We start from the raw sequence: 20,500 nt of genomic DNA on the forward strand, positions 1-20,500 counted from the left end.
TTATATGGAACGGATACGGAGTCGTGACTGGTATACAACAGCTGATGGTTCTGATCGGGGTTATATTCGCCCTCATCTGTTGAAAGAGTTGTGGTTTCATACCGGAACGGCCTGCAATCTCAGCTGCGACTTCTGTCTTGAGGGTTCGGGACCCGGCGATCATCGGCTGCAACTGCTGAAGCTTGAGGACGTGACGCCCTATATCGATCAGGCCCTTGAACTGGGCGTTGAACAGTTCTCCTTTACCGGTGGCGAGCCTTTTCTGGCCAAAGACCTCATCAGGATTCTCCAGCGTGCTTCTGAGCACGCTCCCTGTCTGGTACTGACCAATGGCACCGATGCACTGCAAAAACGTCTGCATCAACTGGTGCCTTTGTTACAGAGCCGTTACCCGGTGAGTTTTCGTGTCAGTATCGATTCACACATCGAGGCTGAACATGATGCCGGCCGGGGTGAGGGGATGTTTGACCTTGCGCTGAAGGGGATGAAAGCGCTTCACGATATGGGCTTTCATGTATCGGTGGCGCGTCATATGGCAGAAACAGAGAACTCTGTGGAGGTAGAGCAGTCCTATCGGGACATATTAGTCTCTCGCGGACTACCGGCTGAGACTAAGTTTGTCGCCTTCCCGGACTTTCTTCCCCCAGGCAGTCATGGTCATGGACCGGATATCACCACTCACTGCATGACCCACTATCACACCGAAGAGACCCGTAACAGCTTTATGTGCGCGTTCAGTAAGATGGTGGTGAAGCAAAATGGCCGGATGCGGGTCTATGCCTGTACGCTGGTAGATGACGATCCTGAGTATGATATGGGTGATAATCTGCGTCAGGCACTGGAGCAGCAGATCAGCATGAAACACCACCGCTGCTTTAGTTGTTTCCGGTATGGTGCTTCATGTAGTGAAACTTAGTTATGTAATGAAGCATAGTCAGGCAGTGATGCTTAGCCTGGTTTCTCCGGATATTTCAGTCAGCGATATTTTAGTAAATGATATAGTTTAATGAGCGATCAGGTGTGTCAGCATAGTATCTCTGTCGTGATTCCGGTCGGTCCGGCCGAAACCAGTCTGCAGCCGATGCTCGGCCAGCTTGCCTGTCTGCAGCAGGCACAAAAAATCATTTTTGTTTTTTGCCCGGCCTCTGAACATCTTATTTCGCGCTTACCCACCAGTGATCAGATTGATGCTTTAACCGTTGAAGCGGGGCGTGCCAAGCAGTTGAATGCGGGGGCGCGACAGGTTGAGTCCGGGTATATCTGGTTTCTTCATCTGGATAGTCAACTCTCCCATCGTCAGTGGCAGATGCTTAATCAGAGCCTGACACGCCGGCCTGATGCGCTGCACTATTTTAATCTGCGCTTCCTGAGCGACGGCGCAGGACCGGTGTGCCTCAATAGTCTGGGGGCCAATCTGCGGTCACGCTATTTGGGCTTACCCTTTGGTGACCAGGGGTTCTGCCTTTCGGCCAGGCAATTTGAACGCTTGGGTGGTTATCCGGTCGAAGCAGTGTATGGTGAAGATCATCTGTTTGTCTGGCGAGCCCATCAACAGGGCGTACAATTAGCCAATACCGGTGTGGAACTGATCACCAGTGCGCGTAAATACGCCAGCACGGGTTGGGGGCAACTGACGCTGAAGTATCAGTTCTACTGGATCAGGCAGGCTCTGCCACAACTCTGGCGGCTGTTGAAAAGCAAGTGGTTAACAGATTAACCGCTGTCTTCTGCACAGCTCTCATTGCAATCGTTTTTCTATTCGGGTTTCGCACGAATGAATAAATTATCGACGCTGACGCAGTTATTGCGCTTTATGCTGCCATACCGCCGCTACTGGATCGGCGCGATGATCGCGCTGTTATTCACCGCAGGTATAACTCTGGCTATCGGCCAGGGTGTGCGACTGGTGATCGATAAGGGCTTTGTCGCGGGCTCTGTCACGCAGCTGAATCAGGCGATTCTGGTGCTGATTGTGATGGCGGTGCTAATGGCCATTGGTACCTTTGTCCGTTTCTATCTGGTCTCCTGGCTTGGCGAGCGTGTGACCGCCGATATTCGTCAGGCGGTCTTCGATAATGTCATTGGTCTGCACCCCAGTTTCTTTGAAACTAACCGAAGTGGCGAGATTATGTCCCGTCTAACCACCGATACCACACTGTTACAATCGATCATTGGTAGCTCTTTCTCGATGGCCCTGCGGAGTCTGGTAACGACGTCCGGTGCGCTGATCATGTTGTTTGTTACCAATATCAAGTTGTCTTTGATTATCGTTGCCGGTGTGCCGCTGATCCTGTTGCCGATTCTGATCTTCGGTCGCAGGGTGCGGGCACTGGCGCGTAAAAGCCAGGATAGTATTGCCGATGTTGGCAGTTATGCCGGTGAGGCGATTCAGCAGATTAAGACGGTGCAGAGTTATACGCAGGAGCTGCATGAGAGTCGCGCATTTGGCCTTGAGGTAGACAGTGCTTTCAGCATCGCACAGAAACGTATTCGTCAACGGGCGTCATTGATGGCGATGGTTATCCTGCTGGTCTTCGGGGCGCTCTCCGGGATGCTCTGGGTGGGCGGTTATGATGTGATCACCGGTGCCATGACAGCCGGTGAGCTGGGCGCTTTTGTGTTTTATGCGCTGATCGTTGCCATGGGGGTTGGCACCATGTCGGAGGTTTATGGTGAGCTTCAACGGGCCGTCGGCGCCACTGAACGGTTGATGGAGCTGCTTGATGCCCAGAGCGAGATACAGGCTCCTGATAAGGAGGCTGCCACAGATACCACTAATCTGCGGGCTGAGTTGCGGCTTAACGATGTAAGTTTTAATTACCCATCCCGTCCGGATCAGGCCGCTTTGGCAGACTTTTCGCTAACCTTCTCCGAAGGCACTATCACTGCTCTGGTGGGGCCATCCGGAGCTGGTAAGTCCACTGTATTTGAGCTCTTGTTACGCTTCTATGACCCTCAGCGTGGTCAGATCTTTTTTGATACAGCCGATCTGCGGGATCTTGACCCCCGGGAGCTCAGACAACAGATTGCGCTGGTTTCGCAGCAACCGGCACTGTTCACCGCCAATGTGATTGAAAATATCCGCTATGGGCGTAATGATGCCAGTACCGAAGAGGTGATTGCGGCAGCGAAAGCCGCCTATGCCCATGAGTTTATTGAACGACTTCCGCAAGGGTATTACAGCGATCTGGGAGAGCAGGGGGTACGTCTCTCGGGTGGCCAGAAACAGCGGATCGCTATTGCCCGGGCGATCCTCAATGATCGAAGGATACTGCTGCTGGATGAAGCGACCAGCGCGCTGGATACCGAGAGTGAACATAAAGTTCAACTGGCACTGGATACTCTGATGCAGGGCAGAACAACGATTATTATTGCTCACCGGTTGTCGACGATTCTGCATGCAGATCAGATTGTGGTGATGGACCAGGGGAGTGTTGTTGCTATGGGACGCCATGAGGAGCTGTTGCAAAGCTCAGAGCTGTATTCACGTCTGGCAGAATTGCAGTTTAAAGCTGACGCCAGAGAGCGGGCGTCAGTAGAGTAGACATTTTGCTATAACAGCGTTTGCTTATCTGCCGTGATAATGTGGCGGTCGTTTTTCAACAAAGGCGTTGACCGCTTCCAGGTGGTCTTCGGTGTTGTGGCAGATCCCCTGCATCAGAGCGCAATGTTCCAGAAACTCGGGCAGTTCCATTTTCTGGGCGGTTTTCAGCAACCGTTTTGTCATTCTGAGAGCCTGTGGTGGTTTGTCCGCTATTCTGGTTGCCAGTTCCATCGCCTTATCCATCAGCTGTTCTGGCTCTACTACCTCTAACAGGATGCCTAGCTGTTTCGCCTCGTCAGCGCCGATCATTCTACCCGTCAGTGTCAGTTCTGCCGCTTTTTGATAGCCGATGAGTCGTTGTAGAAACCAGGCACCACCATCACCGGGGATGATGCCGAGGTTGACGAAGGTTTCACCCAGCAATACCTGAGTTGATGCAATGCGCAGATCGCACATACAGGTCAGGTCAAAGCCAGCCCCAATGGCCGGCCCATTAATTGCTGCGATCACCGGGATATCGATATGGCTCATGGCCAGAGGAATGCGCTGAATACCCTGGCGGTATTTTTCCTGAACCGTATAGACATCGCCACCAAAAGCTCCGTGTTTATGGATGCCATCCCGCTCACTCATCTCTTTGATATTGCCGCCGGCTGAGAACGCGCTGCCGTCGCCGGTCAGTATCAGCACTGACACTTCAGGGGTGCGGTTAACCCATTCTGCCACCTGGATAATGTCGCCAATCAGTCCTGTGCCGGTGAGGGCGTTACGGACATCGTGGCGCATGAATGTTAGCGTTGCAATACGGTTAGACAGTACTAATTTACTATCGATCAGAGATGGAAGTTTTACATTGCCTGTCATGGGCATTCCTTTGTATTTGTTAGTTTTTTAGGATGTTTTTAGCGTGTCATAGGAAGTCGTAACGGGCTATTTTCCAGAATCACCCGTAATGGATCGCCAGCCATATGGTGTCTTCATCGGGTGATGTCCATTCAACACGATGCCGTCTGTGCGCGGGGATATGGAGGTAATCACCGCAATGGAGCGTCCTTGACTGACTATCGGGATAACCGATCTGGGCGGTGCCCTGAATCAGCAGAATCCACTCATGCTGATCCTGATCATACCAATAGTTTTCGGGGGAGTGGTGCCCCCGGGACACGATACGCTCAATCTTCAGATGGTTATTTTCTAACAGCGTTGTAAATAACTCACCGGGAAGCTGTGCCCGTATATTAGTAAGCAGGTTCTGCATTGGACTGTCTCAGCTATACGTTAGCTGAAGATTAGTTTAGTTTGGCCGATTATCCATTGTAAGAGACATGACCCGCTTTGGGTGGCTATTTTTTGCCGGGGAGGGAGATAATGTCAGTACGAGGACGCAGGTGATCGGCCTGTTGAACAAAAGGGTGAATATCTTCACCCTTTTTTATACCTACCAGTTTTATACCTACCAGTTTTATACCTACCAGTTTTATACCTATCAGTTTTATACCTATCAGGGCTTGGGCTATCGGTTACTTACCGATTTCAGCGCCCAGCCTATCCAGTATTGTGAATGTTTCATCGCTGGCACGTTCCATCAACCGGATGCCTTCCAGTGATCCTTTCAGATCATTCTCTGCGATACGTTCAAGTGCTAACAATCCACCTTTATGTACATCTGCATGAGGGGTTTCCAGTGAGGCAAAGCTTGGCATTGTTTTGTATGTCTGAGCACCGTCACCTTCATAATACCATCTGCCCAAACGGCACTGATTGTGGTCTGCGACCTGGCCATCTCCGGATTCTTTGTTAAGCCAGTGGTTGTATATGTCTTGTTTCCAGACCATATGATCCATTTTTACCGTCTCAAGGAAGCTGGCCATCGCTTCATCGGTAATGGTTTCATGCATTGAAACAGAGTGATTGATGAGCCGTTCCAGGGATGCATTGGTTTCAGTTGCATTGCCCAGCATTGAGCCGCAGTTATTGAGCGTCTCAGAGATACTGCTGCCTGTTTCCTGTGTGCTATGATCTATCTGTGCAACCAGCTTTTCAATCTCTCCACTGGCTTCGCTGGCTCGTTTTGCCAGATTACGGACTTCATCGGCGACGACCGCAAAACCGCGACCCTGTTCGCCCGCTCTGGCTGCCTCAATGGCTGCATTCAGCGCCAGAAGGTTTGTTTGTTCAGAAATATTCTTGATACTGCCGACAAACTGGGTGATCTCTTCAGCAACATTACGAAGTGTCGAGACTTGCTCATGTATGGTACTGACTTCACCATTAACATCACTGAGACCCGCCACCAGTTTTTTCATATTGGAAGAGGATTGATCATAGATCGTTGCAGAGTCCAGTATCTTATTCCGTTCAGAAAGCAGGTGAGTCGCCATTGATGCGATTCGTTCGCGAATATTGTTGAGTTTTGAAAAGCCCTGAATCGCGCCCCTCATTACCCCGATATCGTTATCTTTTTCGCCTGTGGCTTCTCTTAATTGTGATTCCAGTAGAGCGATGCGTTCCTGTGCTGTATTCAGTTCCTGCTCAAGCTTCTTGTTTTTCTGCTCACACCTGATAACTTCCTGACGTGTTTCAGTCAGTATCCGAGCTCTAACAAACATAGGGATTAATGCTCCTGGAAAAGATAAATGAGTAAAACACCACCCAAGCCGCCAGACCCGTTACATCCAGGCTATTGCTTATCTGGTATAAACAGTAGGGGATTTTTACATTTTATTAAAACCGGGTCAAAGTAAATCTCCCTTATATAACTAATTGATAAGTCAGTGGATAACGCTCTTTATAATTACTTATAACCAGTATTCATTATCTGGAGTTGAGCGTTTTTAATGATATCAATCGGGGGAAATATATAGAGGGATAATATTGAGGTGCTGTTATTCAGCGTATCTGGATGATGCTGGGAGGCGGGGGCCGTCCCAGCATTCGATCTGATCAGCTTTAATCAGAACTTGTAGCCGACAGAAACCATATACACCATTGGGTCGATTTCAAGTTCGCCCAGATTGGTGCCATCGACTTTTACATCGGTATTGATATCCATCTTCCAGACTGCGGCATTCAGAAGCCACTGATCATTAAGTGAATAATCGACACCTATCTGACCCGCCAGTCCCCATGAACTATCCAGCTGCAGTTTAGTCCCGGCGAGGGCACCTGTTGTGCTTTCTGAGAAGAATGCGGTGTAGTTAATGCCCAGACCTACATAGGGCTGAAACGCAGAGCTGCTATCCATCGGATAGTATTGCAGGGACAGGGTCGGTGGCAGATGTTCAGTATCACCGACCTTAGCTCCATTAAGGGTAATGTCGTGTTTGAAAGGGGTCGCCGCCAGCAGTTCCAGACCAAGGTTATCGGTCAGCATATAGGTGCCGGTAATACCAAGCTGGGTATTGGCGTCGACATCTAAACCTGGGACGAGGGTGTTATTCGATGTCTGTGGGTCAACGTTCGCCGCACCTACCCGTAAGATCATATCGCCTGCTTCGTGTGCCATACAGTTAGCTGTGGCAGCCAGTGATACACCCAATACTAATGCGGAAAGAGCTTTTCTGTTCATTAAGACCATCCTTTTGTTAAACGTCTTTCAAAAAGTGAACCCATTTAACGCTTATTAGATTGGGGAAGTATTGATTTAAGACAGTTTTATTCGTCTGAGAGAGTTATTAAATAAGACTGTTGCGCCAGATCAATTAACCATAGTATGTGAGTGGGTATTGGGTAGCAAAACAGGCAGGTGTGGGTATGTAAGATGAACTAAAAAAGGACGCCGAAGCGTCCCTTTTTTTATCACCTTGTCAGGTCAGATATTAACCGAACTGGTTCATGGTGTTGTCTTCACCCGCGGCTTTCAGTGCGGCTTCACCGGCGAAGTATTCTTTGTGATCATCGCCCATATCGGAACCGGCCATGTTCTGGTGCTTAACGCAGGCGATACCCTGACGGATCTCTTTGCGCTGTACGCCAGCGACGTAGCCCAGCATGCCCTGCTCACCGAAGTACTCTTTCGCCAGGTTGTCGGTAGACAGCGCAGCGGTGTGGTAAGTCGGCAGGGTGATCAGGTGGTGGAAGATACCGGCTTCGCGAGCCGCATCCGCCTGGAAGCTCTGGATACGACGATCGGCTTCTGCAGACAGTTCAGATTCATCGTACTCAACTGACATCAGGTTATCACGGTTGTAAGCAGACAGATCCTTACCCTCTTCAGCCCAGGCATCAAATACCTGCTGACGGAAGTTCAGGGTCCAGTTGAACGATGGGCTGTTGTTGTATACCAGCTTGGCATTCGGGATCACTTCACGGATGCGGTTAACCATGCCACCGATCTGACCGACGTGAGGTTTCTCAGTCTCGATCCACAGCAGGTCAGCACCGTTCTGCAGTGATGTGATGCAGTCCAGTACGCAACGGTCTTCACCGGTGCCGGCACGGAACTGGAACAGGTTAGATGGCAGACGCTTAGGACGCAGCAGCTTGCCATCACGGTTCAGTACCACATCGCCGTTCTTCATGTCGGCAGGGGAGACCTCTTCGCAATCCAGGAAGCTGTTGTACTGGTCACCCAGGTCGCCCGGTTTGTTAGTCACAGCGATCTGCTTGGTCAGGCCAGCACCCAGAGAGTCGGTACGGGCCACGATAACACCATCATCCACACCCAGCTCAAGGAAGGCGTAGCGTACGGCGCGGATCTTCGCCAGGAAGTCTTCATGGGGAACGGTTACTTTACCGTCCTGGTGGCCGCACTGCTTCTCATCGGACACCTGGTTTTCAATCTGGATACAGCAGGCGCCGGCTTCGATCATCTGCTTAGCCATCAGGTAGGTTGCTTCAGCGTTACCGAAACCGGCATCGATATCGGCGATGATAGGCACTACGTGAGTGATATGGTTATCGATTTTTTCCTGAGCGGCTGCTTCAGCAGCGCTGTCGCCGGCCTTACGGGCAGCATCGACTTCACGGAACAGGCCGCCCAGTTCGCGGGCATCAGCCTGACGCAGGAAGGTGTACAGCTCTTCAATCAGGGATGCAACAGAGGTTTTCTCGTGCATAGACTGGTCTGGCAGGGGGCCAAACTCAGAGCGCAGTGCAGCAACCATCCAGCCAGACAGGTAGAGGTATTTACGGTCAGTGCTGTTGAAGTGCTTCTTAATAGAGATCAGTTTTTGCTGACCGATAAAGCCATGCCAGCAGCCCAGAGACTGAGTGTACTGAGAAGAGTCATTATCGTAACGCTCCATGTCTTTACGCATGATAGCGGCGGTGTATTTAGCGATATCCAGACCGGTTTTGAATTTGTTCTGTGCACGCATACGGGCAGCGTATTCAGGGTTGATCGCGTTCCAGGCAGAACCGTAGGTCTCTTTCAGCGCGGCAACTGTTTCGATATCTTTATTCAGACTAGACATGGTAAATCCTTATATTGGTAGCTCTCTGAATCAGTGTTTATGCTTTATAGATTCTGATCAGGGAACGGTTTACTTCTTGCGTCAGCAAATTGTCGAAGTGGCAGACGCCTCACGGAGAGCCCATGATGCGGAGTTTGAGCGGGTGGGTCAAAGCTTTTTTGTGCAGGGCAGCAAAGCTGTAACTGTACTACAAAAGTTGTTTAGACAAGTTTGTAATTTAATTACATAGGGGATCCTGTGTTGCATTGCAGCAAAGTCAGAAGACATCAGTGATCAGCGCCTTATAGTCTAAAGTCTAGCGACTTTCGGTGGGGGGGATAAACCATACATTTACACAAATTTTTAGTTATAAAAACATACTAATTATATAGCTAATTAATATAGGCAGCCTTTGACTACAACATTCATAAAACACTGAAAGCGCGGCAGATCAGAAAAAGATGATAAATATCAGTTAACTAAAACAGAAAAAGGCCAGAGTATCTGACCTTTTTTGGTAAATGGCGGATGACTGCTCCGGGGGAGCCAGAGAGTGAAACCTATAACCCTATGAGGTTATTCTGTATACAGCGATCCCTGGTTATACAGATCAGCAAGTAACTGCAGCTGCTGTTCACTCCATTCTCCCTGATTGATCACAATCAGAGGGGACTGGCAAAGACTGGTGGCTAAAGTGCCGCAGCTTCCCGAGACTTTAAAACAGCTTCCATCAGCATAGAGCTGAATCTCATCACCCTCACCGGCACTGTAGGAGAAGCGACTACCCTCATTACGGATAAAGCAGAGATCACCCTCCTTGAGGGCTTCACGAATCTCGTCCACGGTGGCGGGCTGTTCCGGACGCTGATCCAGTTCAGGATATTTCGGATCAGTGACGAATTTCCCCAACCACTCGCCCAGCCGGGCATCATCTTCAAGGTAGGAGGTAAAGATCTCACGCACTTTTTGCAGGGCCTCGGGGCGGATTTCGCCAGGATTATCCTGCAGGGCCAGATCAGGATCGGTATAGCGGGATTCTGAGGTCAGCTTTTCACCGATAAAATCGGTAAAGCTGCGCATAATCTCAGCGTGTGAAGGCGCTCTGAAACCCACCGAGTAGGTCATGCAATCATCGGACTCGCCTATGCCGTTGTGGCCAACCTGTGGTGGAATATAAAGCATATCTCCCGGTTCAAGTACCCAGTTATACTCTGGCTCCCACTCGGTCATGATCATGACCGGCGTATCGGGGCGACGGGGGGAGTTCTGATCAAAGAAACCGCCAACCTCCCAGCGGCGCTTACCCTGGGTCTGGATCAGAAATACATCATAGTTATCGTAATGGGGACCCACGCCGCCCCCCTGACTGGCGAAGCTAACCATCAGGTCATCGTAGCGCCAGTTAGGAATAAAGCGGAACTGTTCGACGATCTCGCTGGCCTCCGGCACCCAGTGATCCACCGCCTGCACCAGGAGTGTCCAGTGGGAATCGGGAAGATTGCTAAAGGTGTCGTCATCAAAAGGCCCATGTTGTATCTGCCAGTCACTGCCATCCGGGCTCTGGACAACCAGCCTTGACTCAACATCCTCCTCAAGGGACAGGCCCGCCAGCTCATCTGCTCCTACAGGGGCTTCAAAGTCAGGAAAAGCGTTGCGAACCAGTAGCGGCTTCTTCTGCCAGTAATCACGCAGAAACTCTTCGATTGAGATGTCGCCGAAAGGTGAATCACTCATTGATCAGATCCTTTATCCTGGGATTGTATAGTCTCTTGCTTGTCAGCTAACTGAGAGGTGGTTTCGTCTATCGATGTCAGAATGCCACGCAACATGTTTAATTCGGTGCGTTCCGGCCGGGAACGGTTAAAATAGCGACGCAGTTTATCCATCACCTTGCCCTCATGCTGAGGGATGATGAAGTGGGTTTTGCGCAGCGCACTCTCCAGGTGTACGTAGAACCGTTCCATATCCCGGGTCAGGGGGTAGGGCTCATCGCGTTTGATAAAGTCCTGCTTGCTATGGGCCTGCCAGATCTCGTAACACACCAGCTGAATAGCGGCAGACACGTTAAGTACTGGGTATTCAGGATTGGCCGGGATATAGACATGGTAGTTGCACCGTTGCAGTTCAGCGTTGTGCAATCCCATCGTTTCACGACCAAAGATGATGGCAACCTTACCATGCTCTGCTTCACCGACCACCTTGCGGGCACAGTCATGAGCATCAAAAATGGGCAGATCAAAGGTGCGGTTGCGGGCGCTGGTACCGATCACCAACTGGCAATCAGCTATCGCCTCATCCAGAGTGCTGACCACCACTGCACTATCAAGGAGGTCTTTGGCGCCTGCCGCGCGGGCATCGGCTTCCTCATCCGGAAACACCCTGGGTTCTACCAGGTAGAGCTGACTTAAGCCCATATTTTTCATCGCCCGGGCGGCGGCTCCGATATTACCGGGGTGAAAGGTATTGATCAGTACGATACGGATATTGTCTAGCATAGTGTCATCGTTAGTCAGTTCAGGCGGCTATCATAGTCAGTTACGGCCTGGAAGTTATTGTTTCAGATCAGGGTTACTGGGCGCTGATGATCTGCGAAAGGTCGCATACATTGCGTTCCGGTTTGCCAGAAACGAGAGGTTTTTCTGAGTGTATGGTGGTCTGTCGTGGCTGGTTTATGGTGTTCAGAATGGCGTAAGTTTAATGAGTTTTGAGTCGACAATCCAGAATGATTCCGTTGCGATCCGAGGTCAGTGAGTGTCACGGGGAAAAGAATCGCCAGAGAGGTATAAACCGGTCTCTGGCCGCAAAGATCAATATATTGACTGTATAGGTAAATCTGATGCCACCGCTGTCCGGGTTAAACATGCTAATCTGAACGGCCAGTGGATCGCTCTGGCGTTCGACTCAATCCTGGTTCTTGAGGGGGTTATCGTGAATTCAATAGTTACCGCCAAATACGCTGTGCCGGAGCCCGGTGAGTTGCTTGAGGTGGCCCCTGGCGTATTGTGGCTACGGATGCCGCTGCCTTTCGAGCTGGATCATATCAATCTCTATCTGATCGATGATACCGATGGCTGGGTTGTGGTGGACTGCGGTCTGGGAAACACCGACACCCGCGCTGTGTGGCAGACCGTCATAGCCAGTTATTTGCAGGGGCGGCCGATAAAAAAAGTTATCCTGACTCATGCTCACGTTGATCATATCGGCGCGGCGGGCTGGTTGTGTCAGTATACCGCTGCTCCGCTCTGGATCACGGCGGGTGAGCAGGCGACTGCTGAAGAGTATTTCCAGTTAGAGAGCGAGAGTGGCGATACCTTTACGGATCAGGCTCGTTGTTTCCTGCACAGCCTGGGCATGGATCAGCAACAGATCACCGGGATTATGGGGATCTTTAGCGGTATCTCATCACTGGTTCATCCGTTGCCGGACACTATCCGTGAGCTAAAAGAGGGTATGAGTATTCAGATCGGTACCGCTGAGTGGCGGGTGATTGTCTCAGAGGGGCATTCAGAGGCCCATGCCTGTTTGTACTCAGAGGCATTGGGCGTACTGATCTCTGGCGATCAGGTGTTACCCCGGATAAGCTCTAATGTCAGTGTCAGGGCGGGGAAACCTGATGCTAATCCGATGCGGGCCTGGATCGAATCACTGGAGCGGCTGAAAGCGCTACCGGCTGACACTCTGATACTGCCGGCCCATGAACGCCCATTTTATGGCCTCAGACAGAGGCTTGACGAGCTGATTGAGGAGCATATGGAGACCCTGCAGAATGTTGAGCGGGCCTGCTCTGAGCCGGTAACAGTCATGCAGCTGGCGGAGCTGATCTATCAGCGTAAGCTGACACTGTTCGACCTGTTGCTGGCGGGAGGGGAATGCCTGGCTAATCTGAACTACCTGCAGGCAGAGAAGCGTCTCCAGTGTTTGCCAGATGCCGAGGGGGTGCTGGTTTTTTCCCAGTCCCAGTCTCAGCAGCGTTAGTGAGATGATTAATGGTTTAGTGTCCGGGCAAATTTTTGCAGATCCCAGATAAACCGCTCGCGGTGGAATAGCTGAGGTGAGTGATCTGATTTTTCGTAGATATGCAGCTCTGAGGCGGTAATATTATCCCGTACATACTCAGCCACCGATTGACCATAGAACTGACTCTCATCACCATATATCAGCAGTGCGGGGATAGTTATGGATGGCAGCATATCTCTGTAATCTGCAGCGGTAAGGCTTTCCCAGCACTGTATCAGAGGTTCACTCTCCAGGGTTTGCAGGTGCTCCCTCATCTGCTGAAAGCCCCGCGAGTTGCGACGGTAGTTCTCAAATGATTTACGGTTATAACCATTGGCGACCAGTTGCAGCAATCCTTCAGCAAAGTTATCACGCAGTCTGCCAATAAACTGCTTATTGGCGGCCTGATCAAAATTGCCATAAATACCGTTTTTCCACTGTTCGTCGGTGATAAGTCTGGGAGACTGATCGATAATGCAGATCCCGGCTAAACGCTGACAACCAAAATCGCGGATATATTGCCACAAGGTCAGTGCCCCCATGGAGTGGCCGACCAGTAATACCTTTTCCAGATCGTGGTGTTCAATCAGGGTCTGGAGGTCGTTAGCCATATCGCTGACATGGTTGCTGATGTCAGGGCTTTGCTGATGGCCGCCGTGGCCCCGGGCATCCCAGCAGATCACATCATGTTCATCTGCCAGTGCGGAGGCGAAGGGTAGCCAGTCTTTTGCACTGGCACTCCAGCCGTGAAGAAAGATAACCGGGTTACCTTTGCCCAGTCGCAAATAGTGAATCTTTGCTCCATCGGAAGCAGTAATTATTTCCATTATTTCAAATGCTTGCGGAATTAAGTTAAAGCAATAAAAAAGCAGAGCCGGGGCTCTGCTTTTATACTATCAGCGATCTTCAGATCGCTTTAGCCTGCTCGACAGCGTTGCCGATGTAGCTGTGTGGTGTGAGCTGTTTAAGCTCCTCCTTCGCTGCATCAGGCATCTCCAGGGTATCAACAAATGCCATAATGGTCTCTTTGTTCATCTCCTGACCACGGGTCAGGGCTTTGAGTTTTTCATAGGGTTCTTCAATCCCGTAACGGCGCATCACCGTCTGAATCGGCTCGGCCAGGACTTCCCAGCTGTTCTCCAGATCGGCATCCAGGCGGGCCGGGTTCAGTTCCAGCTTGCTGATACCTTTAAGGCTGGACTGGTACGCAATCAGGCTGTAGCCAAAACCAACGCCCATATTCCGCAGAACTGTCGAATCGGTCAGGTCACGCTGCCAGCGCGATACCGGCAGTTTGGCCGCCAGGTGTTGCATTACGGCGTTGGCGATTCCAAGATTACCTTCGGAGTTTTCAAAATCGATCGGGTTAACCTTGTGCGGCATAGTGGAGGAGCCCACTTCGCCAGCAATGGTTTTCTGCTTGAAGTAACCCAGAGAGATATAACCCCAGATATCACGGTCAAAGTCGATAATGATGGTATTGAAGCGGCAGACCGCATCAAACAGTTCAGCGATATAGTCGTGGGGCTCGATCTGGGTGGTATAGGGGTTGAATGTCAGCCCCAGGCTCTCGACAAACTCCTGCGCATTCTTTGCCCAGTCAATATCGGCGTAAGCTGACAGATGAGCGTTGTAGTTGCCTACAGCACCGTTAATCTTGCCCAGCAGCTCAACCTTTTTGATCTGATTGATCTGCCGTTGCAGACGGTAAGCGACGTTCGCCAGTTCTTTACCGACAGTGGTTGGCGAAGCGGTCTGTCCATGGGTACGGGACAGCATGGGCTGAGCGGCATAGTTGCGGCCCAGCTGTGCGATCTCATCCGTTACCTGCTGCATGATCGGTAGCATCACTTCCTGACCCTGTTTCAGCATCAGCGCGTGGGACAGATTGTTGATATCCTCAGAGGTGCAGGCAAAGTGAACAAACTCACTGACAGCAGCCAGTTCGGCATTATCGGCAATATGTTCTTTAATCAGGTATTCAACCGCTTTCACATCATGGTTGGTGGTGCGCTCAATCTCTTTTACCCGGTTAGCTTCAGTTTCGCCGAAATTATCAACCAGAGCGTTCAGAACTGCATTGGCTGCATCGCTTAGTGCTGGCACTTCAGTAATTTGAGGGTGAGCGGCCAGTTTCTGCAACCAGCGAACTTCAACGGTTACACGGGCGCGTATCAGACCGAACTCACTGAAAACCGGGCGAAGATCAGCAGTTTTGCTGCCGTAACGACCATCAACTGGAGAGATCGCTGAAAGAGAAGAAAGATCCATATCGAGTAGATACCTGACTGGGTTAAATTTTTGAGGGCGAATTATAGCTAAAATAGCCCCTCAGGGAAAATCCGATGGGTATTTATTTATCGCCGAATAAAATTGCTTAAGTGTCGGGGTTGAATATCAGTCCCGTCCGCTGATCTGCCGCACTGATGGACGCAGTCGGGATTTAAAAAATAACAGGTGCCAGCGTTTACCGCCTACCTGTCGCCATAGCATGGCGGAACGGATGCCTGCTAACAGAAGCGCCCGTATTTTGGCCGCATTTTCTGCATTCTGCAGATGGCGGGGTTCGCCGGTGACCTGTATGCGAAAGCTGAATGTACTGAGGGTATCCTGATAGAGACTGGCCAGGTTTGCCACGACGCTGGGATGAGTATAGGCCGCAGGATTGTCCTTGAGGCTGGTGCCGGCCTCGGCAAAATAGCTGGCTTGCTGAGCGATCTTGTCGATACGCTCACCAATCACCTTCAGCAGATCCGGCCGCTTATTCAGCTTTCTCTCAAGATGGATGAGGCTCAGGCCATAACGGATGATATCCTGATTCTGGTCGGCACGACTCTTGTCCAGCAGTTCCTGAAGTCCGCGAAATCCCTGACTAAGATTGATCGGAAGATCATGAACACCACCAAAGATCTCTTCGGTGGTCTGCGGGTTGGTGACAAAGATGCTGGCCAGCGATGTTTCAAAGCTGTTCTGCGACACCATTCCCCGGGTTGCAATCTGTTCCACCAGACTGGCTGCCTGAAACAGTCCGGCCAGGGCGATTGCCTGTTGATCTTCTGCTCTGGACATATTATCGATCGATCTCCCTATGCTGCTGTGGAATCTGTTTTCCCGGTGGTTTCAATAACGCCACCGCCAAGACAGATGTCGTTATGGTATATCACAACTGACTGCCCCGGGGTAACTGCGCGCTGGGGCTCGTCAAACTCAATGCGAAAGCCGTCACCCTCAGCGAAGACAGTGCAGGCCTGATCAGACTGACGGTATCTTACCTTGGCGCGACAGCGAAAAGGCAGGGTGGGGGTGTCGCCGCTGATCCAGAAAATCTCACTGGCGGTCAGCCAGTTACTGAACAGCAACTCATGCTGCTGCCCCTGGACCGCTATCAGGACATTACGTTGCAGATCTTTTTCCGCCACAAACCAGGGTTCTTCCGGATAATCTTTTAAACCGCCAATACCCAGTCCCTGTCGTTGACCAATGGTGTGATACATCAGCCCCTGATGCTGGCCGATGACATCTCCTTCCGGTGTTTCGATATTGCCGGGCTGCGCGGGCAGGTATTGCTTAAGGAAGTCGGTGAAACGGCGCTCACCGATAAAGCAGATACCGGTGCTGTCTTTCTTGTTGTGGGTAATAAGATCGTGCTGTTCGGCCAGACGGCGCACTTCGGGTTTTTCCAGCTCGCCTACCGGAAACAGGGTTTGTGCCAGCTCTTCAGAGCCGACCTGATGCAGGAAGTAGCTCTGATCCTTGTTGTTATCCAGGCCTTTAAGCAGTGCCGCTTTACCATCAATCTCACCCCTGCGCACATAGTGCCCGGTGGCTATCATGTCAGCGCCCAGCATCTTTGCATACTCAAGAAAAGCCTTAAACTTAATCTCACGATTGCAGAGAATATCCGGGTTTGGAGTGCGGCCTGCTTTATACTCTTCGAGAAAGTGCTCAAATACATTATCCCAGTACTCAGCAGCAAAGTTAGCGGTATGTAATCTGATACCCAGCTTATCGCTGACCGCCTGAGCATCCGCCAGATCGTCCATCGCTGTGCAGTATTCAGTACCATCATCCTCATCCCAGTTTTTCATAAACAGGCCTTCAACCTGATATCCCTGCTGTTGCAGTAACAGCGCGGAGACCGATGAGTCCACACCACCGGACATGCCGACGATGACTTTTATAGCTGCAGGATCATGTGTTGCAGGGGGGTTGTTAGCTGCTTCTGACATAGGGAGTATATGCGACCTTAAAACTGTATGTTCTGGTTAATATGCGACCGGAGTCACGTAATTCAATGCTTCACTGCTGATTTGCTTCAACAATGACCGACAGCGGAAAACGGTTGCCCGCAAGGTAATCATCGATGCAGCGGGTGACCATGGGGCTGCGCAATCTTTCTTTGTGCATCTCCAGCTCTTCACGACTCAGCCAGATAGCCCGTTCAATGCCGGTATCCAGTGGCTGGTCAGGATCGTGACTATCTGCCTGTGCGGCGAAGCAGTAGCGGTGGTAAGTAATCCCGTTGGCGGGTGCCGTGTAGACATAGATACCTATCAGTGCGGTTGGGGTGACGCTCCAGCCGGTCTCTTCCTGTGTTTCACGGATCGCCGCTTCGATGAAGGTCTCATTTGCCTCGACGTGGCCGGCAGGCTGATTGATAACCAGTTGCTGCAGTGATAATGACTGCTCTTCCACGCAGAGAAACTTATTGTCCTGCTCAATAATGGTTGCCACGGTCACGTGGGGTGTCCAACGCATTCTTCATCCCGTATATTAGGGGGCATAAAACTTTGTGAAGCCCCGTTGTTTCGATTTTGTTTCGATCACCTGCAGACCATTTTTCACTGCAGTGTGTACAGGCGGCCAACCTTACCATTTTTGATCACTTTTGGCTGTATTTTGGAGTCCCCATTGTTCAAAGATTTTGTTTCGGTTCAGACAGATGATTTCTCTTTAGCTGAGCTGGCTGATCAGGTCAGATCAGAAGATGCCAGTAATGGTGCCGTTGTCACCTTTACCGGTATTGTGAGGCAGCTTCCCAATGGCCCGGGGTTACAAGCGATGTACCTTGAGCATTACCCCGGAATGACTGAAAAAGCGCTTAAAGATATTATTGCTCAGGCCCGCAGTCGCTGGCCGCTGGGGAATGTGGTCGTGGTTCACCGCATTGGTCGTCTGGAACTGAATGAGAATATTGTCTTTGTGGGGGTCGGTAGCGCTCACCGGCGGGCGGCGTTTGAAGCCGCTCAGTTTATTATGGATTATCTCAAGCGTGATGCACCGTTCTGGAAGAAAGAGATCACCGTTGAAGGCGAGCACTGGGTTGAGGCTAAGCAGAGTGATCTCGATGCCGCTGAGAAATGGTAATACCCCGCGCAGAAACCGTGCAGAAGAAGACTAACGTGGCCTGTTTTTGGCTTTACGGCCAGGTCTGGGGGCTCTGGATTTCGTGGCTGCAGATCTACCTGAGGAAGATGTTCTGGCAGTGCCGCGGTTATCATGCCGCCTGGCAGATGGTTTTGGTGCCGCAACAGGGATGTAAACCTCTTCAATACGAAGCTCACCGGGCTGCAGTCCCTCCAGGCCCCAGTTGCCTATCGCTGCGCGGATCAGTCTGAGTGTAGGAAAACCCACCGCAGCGGTCATCCGTCTCACCTGGCGGTTTTTTCCCTCTGTTATTTTCAACTCAATCCAACTGGTAGGCTGATGCTGGCGTTGTCTGATGGGAGGGTTGCGCGGCCAGACGTCGGGGGCTGCAATTTTTTTGGCAGCGGCGGGGCGTGTTACTCCATCTTTAAGCTTCACGCCCTGGCGCAACTGTTTTAATGCGTTGTCATCTATATCCCCTTCAACCTGTGCCCAATAGGTCTTCTCAAGCTTAAACTTGGGGTCGGCCAGTTTATGTTGTAGCTGGCCATCATCCGTCAGGATCAGCAATCCTTCCGAGTCGTAATCCAGCCGTCCGGCCGCATACACCCCTTTGTGCTGAATATAATCAGCTAACGTGGGACGGCCTTCGCTATCGGTAAATTGTGTCAGCACCTGAAAAGGCTTGTTAAACAGAAGTATACGGGACATAGAGCTTTCCGGTGCAGCAATTGGATTGGACGGGCAAGCAGGTTATCAGCGTCTATACTGTTTCTGCAAGTTGATCATCGTCAGCACAAAAAACTGCGAAACCACAGGACAGGAAAAAGGAGGGTGAACGATGGCTTATTCAAAGATCACGGTTCCACAGGGCAGTAAGATCACAGTGAATGACAATAACTCGCTGAATGTACCCGACCATCCGATCATTCCCTATATCGAGGGTGATGGCATCGGTATCGATGTCTCCCCGGTGATGCTTGAGGTTGTTGATGCCGCCGTGAGCAAAGCTTACGGCGGGCAGCGTAAAATCGCCTGGATGGAAGTATATGCCGGAGAGAAAGCGACCAGCATCTATGATCAGGATACCTGGTTGCCGCAAGAGACGCTGGATGCATTTAAAGAGTTTGCCGTGGGGATCAAGGGGCCGCTGACCACACCGGTCGGTGGTGGTATACGCTCACTCAATGTTGCTTTGCGACAGGAGCTGGATCTGTATGTTTGTCAGCGTCCGGTGCGCTGGTTTAAAGGGGTGCCCAGTCCGGTTATCAATCCCGGAGATGTGGATATGGTGATCTATCGGGAAAACTCTGAAGATATCTATGCCGGCGTTGAGTGGCAGGCAGGAAGCCCCCAAGCCGACAAGGTGATCCGCTTCCTCAAGGAGGAGATGGGGGTGACCAAAATCCGCTTTGACACCATGTGTGGTATCGGTATTAAGCCGGTCTCAGAAGAGGGTACAAAGCGACTGGTAAGGCGGGCGCTGCAATATACAATCGATAATGATCGCAGCTCGATGACCCTGGTACACAAAGGTAATATCATGAAGTTTACCGAGGGGGCCTTTAAAGACTGGGGCTATGAGATTGCCAGAGATGAGTTTGGCGCTCGGCCACTTGATGGCGGCCCCTGGATGAGCATAACCAACCCGAATAATGGTAAACAGATTGTTGTTAAAGATGTGATTGCCGATGCGATGTTGCAACAGATTCTGCTGCGTCCGGCTGAGTATGATGTGGTGGCTACCCTGAATCTGAATGGTGACTATATCTCTGATGCCCTGGCAGCAGAAGTGGGAGGGATCGGTATTGCACCGGGGGCTAACCTGTCGGATAAAGTGGCGATTTTTGAAGCGACTCATGGCACAGCGCCAAAGTATGCGGGTAAGAATATGGTAAATCCCGGTTCTATCATTCTCTCTGCTGAGATGATGCTGCGCCATATGGGCTGGCTTGAAGCGGCGGATCTGATTATAAAAGGGATGGATGGCGCAATTACCGCGAAAACAGTGACCTACGATTTTGAGCGTTTGATGGAGGGTGCGACACTGCTTAGTAGCTCAGCGTTTGGAGAGGCCATTATCCACCATATGTGAAGCATTCAGAGCATATATAAGTGCTGTTTTTCTGAGGCAGAGTAGTTCAGGTTGACGATAATCAGTTAGGGGTGTCGCATTTCGGGTAACTGAACTGCAGAAAAG

General features: G+C 51.0%; 19 protein-coding genes and 1 pseudogene. 6 read left to right on the forward strand and 14 right to left on the reverse strand.

What is annotated here, in order from left to right; translation table 11 throughout:
• Positions 1–4 precede the first annotated feature (4 nt).
• From OCU43_RS10590 to OCU43_RS10600, 3 genes are all read left to right on the forward strand, one after another.
• A complete protein-coding gene (locus tag OCU43_RS10590; protein WP_091358564.1) occupies positions 5–916 on the forward strand; it encodes a radical SAM protein in 912 nt (303 codons plus the stop codon).
• A 90-nt stretch (positions 917–1,006) separates the two neighbouring features.
• On the forward strand, positions 1,007–1,717 hold the full coding sequence (locus OCU43_RS10595) for a glycosyltransferase family protein (RefSeq protein ID WP_091358566.1): 711 nt from the start codon (positions 1,007–1,009) through the stop codon (positions 1,715–1,717).
• A gap of 57 nt (positions 1,718–1,774) precedes the next feature.
• Positions 1,775–3,544 (forward strand): ABC transporter transmembrane domain-containing protein, encoded by a 1,770-nt coding sequence (locus OCU43_RS10600; protein WP_091358568.1) that lies wholly within the window; start codon positions 1,775–1,777, stop codon positions 3,542–3,544.
• Between the two features lie 24 nt (positions 3,545–3,568).
• Here the strand turns inward: OCU43_RS10600 and OCU43_RS10605 are convergent, their stop codons facing one another.
• The 8 genes and pseudogenes from OCU43_RS10605 to trmJ form a co-directional block, all read right to left on the reverse strand.
• Positions 3,569–4,408 (reverse strand): enoyl-CoA hydratase-related protein, encoded by an 840-nt coding sequence (locus OCU43_RS10605; protein WP_091358570.1) that lies wholly within the window; start codon positions 4,406–4,408, stop codon positions 3,569–3,571.
• 79 nt (positions 4,409–4,487) lie between these two features.
• Positions 4,488–4,802 (reverse strand): cupin domain-containing protein, encoded by a 315-nt coding sequence (locus OCU43_RS10610; protein ID WP_091358573.1) that lies wholly within the window; start codon positions 4,800–4,802, stop codon positions 4,488–4,490.
• Between the two features lie 262 nt (positions 4,803–5,064).
• On the reverse strand, positions 5,065–5,442 hold the full coding sequence (locus tag OCU43_RS22290; RefSeq protein WP_376787867.1) for a CZB domain-containing protein: 378 nt from the start codon (positions 5,440–5,442) through the stop codon (positions 5,065–5,067).
• Between the two features lie 24 nt (positions 5,443–5,466).
• Positions 5,467–6,153: pseudogene (locus OCU43_RS22295) on the reverse strand (methyl-accepting chemotaxis protein); the annotation flags it as partial.
• A gap of 344 nt (positions 6,154–6,497) precedes the next feature.
• The gene (locus OCU43_RS10620) at positions 6,498–7,112 is read right to left on the reverse strand and encodes an OmpW/AlkL family protein (RefSeq protein ID WP_091358577.1); all 615 of its coding nucleotides are present in this window, start codon (positions 7,110–7,112) and stop codon (positions 6,498–6,500) included.
• A 250-nt stretch (positions 7,113–7,362) separates the two neighbouring features.
• Positions 7,363–8,958 carry an isocitrate lyase gene (locus OCU43_RS10625; protein ID WP_261833002.1) on the reverse strand — a complete coding sequence of 532 codons (1,596 nt, stop codon included), beginning with the start codon at positions 8,956–8,958 and terminating at the stop codon, positions 7,363–7,365.
• A 555-nt stretch (positions 8,959–9,513) separates the two neighbouring features.
• Positions 9,514–10,671: a ribosomal protein uL16 3-hydroxylase gene (locus OCU43_RS10630; RefSeq protein ID WP_091359165.1), complete on the reverse strand. Its 1,158-nt coding sequence runs from the start codon at positions 10,669–10,671 to the stop codon at positions 9,514–9,516.
• Positions 10,668–11,432 carry a tRNA (cytosine(32)/uridine(32)-2'-O)-methyltransferase TrmJ gene (gene trmJ / locus OCU43_RS10635; RefSeq protein WP_091359163.1) on the reverse strand — a complete coding sequence of 255 codons (765 nt, stop codon included), beginning with the start codon at positions 11,430–11,432 and terminating at the stop codon, positions 10,668–10,670. Before trmJ ends, OCU43_RS10630 begins: the two co-directional genes overlap by 4 nt.
• Positions 11,433–11,688: 256 nt before the next feature.
• On the opposite strand from trmJ, the gene OCU43_RS10640 reads away from it, so the two are divergent.
• Entirely contained in the window at positions 11,689–12,912 is a 1,224-nt protein-coding gene (locus OCU43_RS10640) for an MBL fold metallo-hydrolase (RefSeq protein ID WP_091359160.1), read from the forward strand.
• An 8-nt stretch (positions 12,913–12,920) separates the two neighbouring features.
• Here the strand turns inward: OCU43_RS10640 and OCU43_RS10645 are convergent, their stop codons facing one another.
• The 5 genes from OCU43_RS10645 to OCU43_RS10665 form a co-directional block, all read right to left on the reverse strand.
• On the reverse strand, positions 12,921–13,760 hold the full coding sequence (locus tag OCU43_RS10645; RefSeq protein WP_091359158.1) for an alpha/beta fold hydrolase: 840 nt from the start codon (positions 13,758–13,760) through the stop codon (positions 12,921–12,923).
• Between the two features lie 79 nt (positions 13,761–13,839).
• Complete coding sequence (gene purB, locus OCU43_RS10650) at positions 13,840–15,204, reverse strand: adenylosuccinate lyase (protein ID WP_091359155.1); 1,365 nt, start codon at positions 15,202–15,204, stop codon at positions 13,840–13,842.
• A gap of 126 nt (positions 15,205–15,330) precedes the next feature.
• Positions 15,331–16,002, reverse strand: coding sequence for a high frequency lysogenization protein HflD (gene hflD, locus OCU43_RS10655; protein WP_091359152.1), 672 nt, complete (start codon positions 16,000–16,002; stop codon positions 15,331–15,333).
• 17 nt (positions 16,003–16,019) lie between these two features.
• Entirely contained in the window at positions 16,020–17,162 is a 1,143-nt protein-coding gene (gene mnmA, locus OCU43_RS10660) for a tRNA 2-thiouridine(34) synthase MnmA (RefSeq protein ID WP_091359150.1), read from the reverse strand.
• A gap of 70 nt (positions 17,163–17,232) precedes the next feature.
• Positions 17,233–17,691, reverse strand: a complete 459-nt coding sequence (locus tag OCU43_RS10665) for an NUDIX hydrolase (protein ID WP_091359148.1) — start codon at positions 17,689–17,691, stop codon at positions 17,233–17,235.
• 153 nt (positions 17,692–17,844) lie between these two features.
• Here OCU43_RS10665 and moaE point away from each other — a divergent pair, with 153 nt between their 5' ends.
• Positions 17,845–18,300, forward strand: a complete 456-nt coding sequence (gene moaE, locus OCU43_RS10670) for a molybdopterin synthase catalytic subunit MoaE (RefSeq protein ID WP_091359219.1) — start codon at positions 17,845–17,847, stop codon at positions 18,298–18,300.
• A gap of 30 nt (positions 18,301–18,330) precedes the next feature.
• Here moaE and OCU43_RS10675 read toward each other — a convergent pair whose 3' ends face one another.
• The gene (locus OCU43_RS10675) at positions 18,331–19,011 is read right to left on the reverse strand and encodes a pseudouridine synthase (protein WP_091359147.1); all 681 of its coding nucleotides are present in this window, start codon (positions 19,009–19,011) and stop codon (positions 18,331–18,333) included.
• Positions 19,012–19,141: 130 nt separating this feature from the next.
• Between OCU43_RS10675 and icd the strand changes: the two genes are divergently transcribed.
• Positions 19,142–20,395, forward strand: coding sequence for an NADP-dependent isocitrate dehydrogenase (gene icd, locus OCU43_RS10680; RefSeq protein WP_091359144.1), 1,254 nt, complete (start codon positions 19,142–19,144; stop codon positions 20,393–20,395).
• Positions 20,396–20,500 lie beyond the last annotated feature (105 nt).

The sequence above is a fragment of the Amphritea atlantica genome (assembly GCF_024347255.1).
GTDB lineage: Bacteria > Pseudomonadota > Gammaproteobacteria > Pseudomonadales > Balneatricaceae > Amphritea > Amphritea atlantica.